Source organism: Lactobacillus psittaci DSM 15354 (assembly GCF_000425905.1).
In the GTDB taxonomy this organism is placed as follows: domain Bacteria; phylum Bacillota; class Bacilli; order Lactobacillales; family Lactobacillaceae; genus Lactobacillus; species Lactobacillus psittaci.
Genome location: NZ_AUEI01000019.1, coordinates 1 through 3,240, shown reverse-complemented (window position 1 = coordinate 3,240; position 3,240 = coordinate 1). Strand labels below are relative to the sequence as shown.

The 3,240-nt window shown below is 31.4% G+C and carries 4 protein-coding genes; 1 reads left to right on the top strand and 3 read right to left on the bottom strand.

Annotation, left to right across the window (positions count from 1 at the left end; genetic code table 11):
* The first annotated feature begins 38 nt into the window (after positions 1–38).
* Complete coding sequence (locus H628_RS0104170; RefSeq protein ID WP_027825336.1) at positions 39–290, top strand: hypothetical protein; 252 nt, start codon at positions 39–41, stop codon at positions 288–290.
* Positions 291–377: 87 nt separating this feature from the next.
* Here H628_RS0104170 and H628_RS0104165 read toward each other — a convergent pair whose 3' ends face one another.
* The 3 genes from H628_RS0104165 to H628_RS07285 all read right to left on the bottom strand — a co-directional run bounded on the left by H628_RS0104165 (position 378) and on the right by H628_RS07285 (position 3,013).
* Entirely contained in the window at positions 378–983 is a 606-nt protein-coding gene (locus H628_RS0104165) for an ECF transporter S component (RefSeq protein ID WP_027825335.1), read from the bottom strand.
* A 23-nt stretch (positions 984–1,006) separates the two neighbouring features.
* The gene (locus H628_RS0104160) at positions 1,007–1,984 is read right to left on the bottom strand and encodes a nitronate monooxygenase (protein ID WP_027825334.1); all 978 of its coding nucleotides are present in this window, start codon (positions 1,982–1,984) and stop codon (positions 1,007–1,009) included.
* 111 nt (positions 1,985–2,095) lie between these two features.
* Positions 2,096–3,013 carry a LysR family transcriptional regulator gene (locus H628_RS07285; RefSeq protein ID WP_051237964.1) on the bottom strand — a complete coding sequence of 306 codons (918 nt, stop codon included), beginning with the start codon at positions 3,011–3,013 and terminating at the stop codon, positions 2,096–2,098.
* Positions 3,014–3,240 lie beyond the last annotated feature (227 nt).

Sequence of the window (3,240 nt, the reverse complement as noted above, 5' to 3'; positions counted from 1 at the left end):
GCAAAAGTAATTAATTTCGCTTCAAAAGGAGAAATCTTATGAGAACAGCAGAACTACGGATGAAGGAAGAAACTGCGGTAGCTGAAAGACGTGGCGTTGAGAAAGGCCGAGAAGAAGGCCGAGAAGAAGGCAATAAAAATACGGTCAGAGTACTAACCGTTACAATTCGAAAAATGCGTCCAGAGATTAATGAATCAGACTTGTTTAAACAAATAAAGAAATCAGTTGGTCCAGACTTCAGCCTTAGTGATGATGAAATTCGAAAAATAATTCATCAGAATCTGAAATAGATTATAAAAAGAAAGCAACTATGCTTAGTTATCTAAGTAAATAGTTGCTTTTTTATCTAGTGAAAATCAAACTTTTATTTCCCTATTTTAAATGTTTCTTTCTAAAACTCTTTTTAAAGGTAGAACAATAACTGATGTAGCGATTGCTGTGAAAATCATCTCTACCAAACCACTAAATCCAAGTGCTAATATTAAAATTACAAATAAAGAATTATTTGAGTTTTGAGAGTTTAGAGCTTGTAGCAATGCTTTTGAGTTATTGAAGTAAAAAAGTGTGGTTAGTAAAATGACAAAAAAAGTATTGGCAAGTGATGTGAAGGCTCCAGCTAATAAATAAACAATAGGTGAACTAATTTTAGATTTCAATTTTGAAATGACGCCCGGTACCAAACCCGCTACGATACTAGGTATAAGTGAAATAAAAACATTTCTAAAAAGTAATAAACTAACTAAATCACCTGGTTGAACATATGCAACTATAAGTCGAGTTATTCCCCAAAGTAATCCAAATTCTGTTCCTTTTTTATAACCTAGTAGTGATGAATATACTGCAATTGTTAATGGAATGGTTGTAATTGCTGGTAAGGTTGGTAAAATCCGAATATATCCAATATTAGGTGCAAAAGTTTGAATAAGTAAAATAGCAACAAAAATCGCTGTAATGGCTAGGTTTCTTGTTCGTAAATTCTTCAAAGTAGTAGTCCTCACTGTTAAATTTATTCAGGATATATTTTATTAATTATTTCCTGAGCAGATATAGAATGCTTTATTAAGTAACTATCTAAGTCAAATAAGCAATATCCTTGATTTAGATTTCCTTTAACCATACCATCAATTAACCCTTGATATCGGTTTAGCTCTTTAAATAACTCATTTGGACTTAAATTTTGAGTTAAAATTTTTTCTATATAAGGTGTTTTAAAAGTTAAGAAATTTCCAAATGGTAATGACAAAGTAACCAAGTCAGTTGGCTGTGCAGATAAAAGACGATTTCGAATACTATCATCGATAATTGCCTCTTTGCAGATAGCAAACGGTGTATTTAGATAAATTCCATCTACTTGATTTAGTTGTTTCTTTGATTTGCTAAAGTCATCGCTACCTTTTACGCAAATGATAATGTCGGGATATTTCTTGTGAATTCTTTTAGCTAATGCAAGCTGATTAACAATAACAATGTCAAGGCCATTATTTATAGCAAGAGTTGCAGAATTAAAATCAACGACGAATTGTAGAATTTTAATCCCATTACTATGTAAAATATCTACCCATGGTTTTGAAATTGGCTTACCAAATCCTTCAAAAAGAGCAATTGTTAATCTTCTTTTTCTCATTAATTCGACAATACTTTTGGCAGTAGGATCTTTTTCAGGACTGTCTTCTTTACTTGCTACTTCTACTCCAAATGGTCTAAAGGTGTTTTCTATAGCTGTATTAATTTGTTCATTCATTAAATTTCGTTCAGTCATTGTATCTAAAATAGAATAATTATCTGGGTTACCAATAACTTCACTATCGGTAGAAGAGGCGCCGGTTGTAGCGTCGGTAACATTATAACCAGCATTTATTCCTAAAATTCCCAAACCGCCCGCTTCACTAATAGCAGCAACCATTTTGCCGTTAGTCATTGTGTGCATGGGATAATGAATGATGGGAGTATTAATTCCCAAAGCGTGACATAATCGATTTTCCATATTAGCATCTCCCTTTTTTATAGCTTAATAGAAAGCGCTTTAATATTGAAATTAATTTAATTAATAACTTAATAAAAAAGCCCTAAACTACTAGGAGCTTAAGGCTTAGAATTAAATATCTCTTTTTTGATGAAGCTTGTTATCGATTTTATTTTTATTTGCTTTTAACCAATCAATAAAATCAAGAGTCGCATCTGAGGTTACTCTTTCAGAATCATAAACTAAATATACTTGCCGGGTATTCTTAGGTAAATTTAGTAACTTGATTTTGTGCAGGTTAAAACCTTCTAAATAGATAGTATTGGCGACTATTCCAACCATATTATTTGATAAAACTTGCCCAGCAATGGCTAATTCATCATGCATTGAATTTACAATCATTAGGTCTGAAGCTTGAGATAAAAGAGCACCAGTAACATCTTTCCCAATTGTAATGTCTTTTGTGTAAGTAATAATAGATTCACCTCTAAGTTCTTCAGGAGTAATTTCTGCAATTTTGGCTAAATCATTGTCTTCAGAGCAAATAGCAATAATTTCTTCAGTGTATAAAGGGACAAAGGTAAAATTGTCAAAGCCAGAGACATATGAGCAAATGCCAATATCGTACCAACCTTTTTGAATACCATTACATATTTGAAGTGAAGGATTATCATGATAAATAAAATGTGGAGCCTTATCTACTTCTTGCATATATTCTTTAACAATGTGTGGCATTAGCGTTCCCACAGATGTGGGAATACATGCTAAATTGATATTGCCAGCATCTTGACTAATAGTTTGTTTAAGCCGTCTGGTACCTGTATCAAGTGTATCGAGGCTGTTAATCACAGTATCATAAAAAATCCGGCCGTATTTAGTTAATTTAACATAGCGTCCATTATGAACAAATAATTTGCAATGAAGCTCTTTCTCGAGTTGTTTAATTGATAAAGATAATGTTGGTTGACTAATATATAAGTTGTTTGCAGCTTGAGTAAATTGTCTTTTTTCAGCCAATTCTCGAAAATAATATAGTTGATTCAGATTCATATGAATACCTCGACTTTTAAATTAATATTGATATTAATTTTGTAAATAAAGTTGTATTAATAAGGGTGCAGTCTAAAAAAATAGAATACTTTTATAAAATAATAAAGCTATTTTTTCATTTATCGGTGAAAATTGGCTCTTTGTCAAATCCTGTTGATAAAGAGTGATTTAAAGAATCAAGCAATATATAAATTGCTTGGTTCTTTTTCTTTAACTTTGTTTTCTTC

What these genes read in the sequence shown, in the direction of transcription:
- H628_RS07285 (WP_051237964.1), bottom strand. Translation starts at nt 3,013, where the DNA reads ATGAATCTGAATCAACTATATTATTTTCGAGAATTGGCTGAAAAAAGA.
- H628_RS0104170 (WP_027825336.1), top strand. Translation starts at nt 39, where the DNA reads ATGAGAACAGCAGAACTACGGATGAAGGAAGAAACTGCGGTAGCTGAA.
- H628_RS0104160 (WP_027825334.1), bottom strand. Translation starts at nt 1,984, where the DNA reads ATGGAAAATCGATTATGTCACGCTTTGGGAATTAATACTCCCATCATT.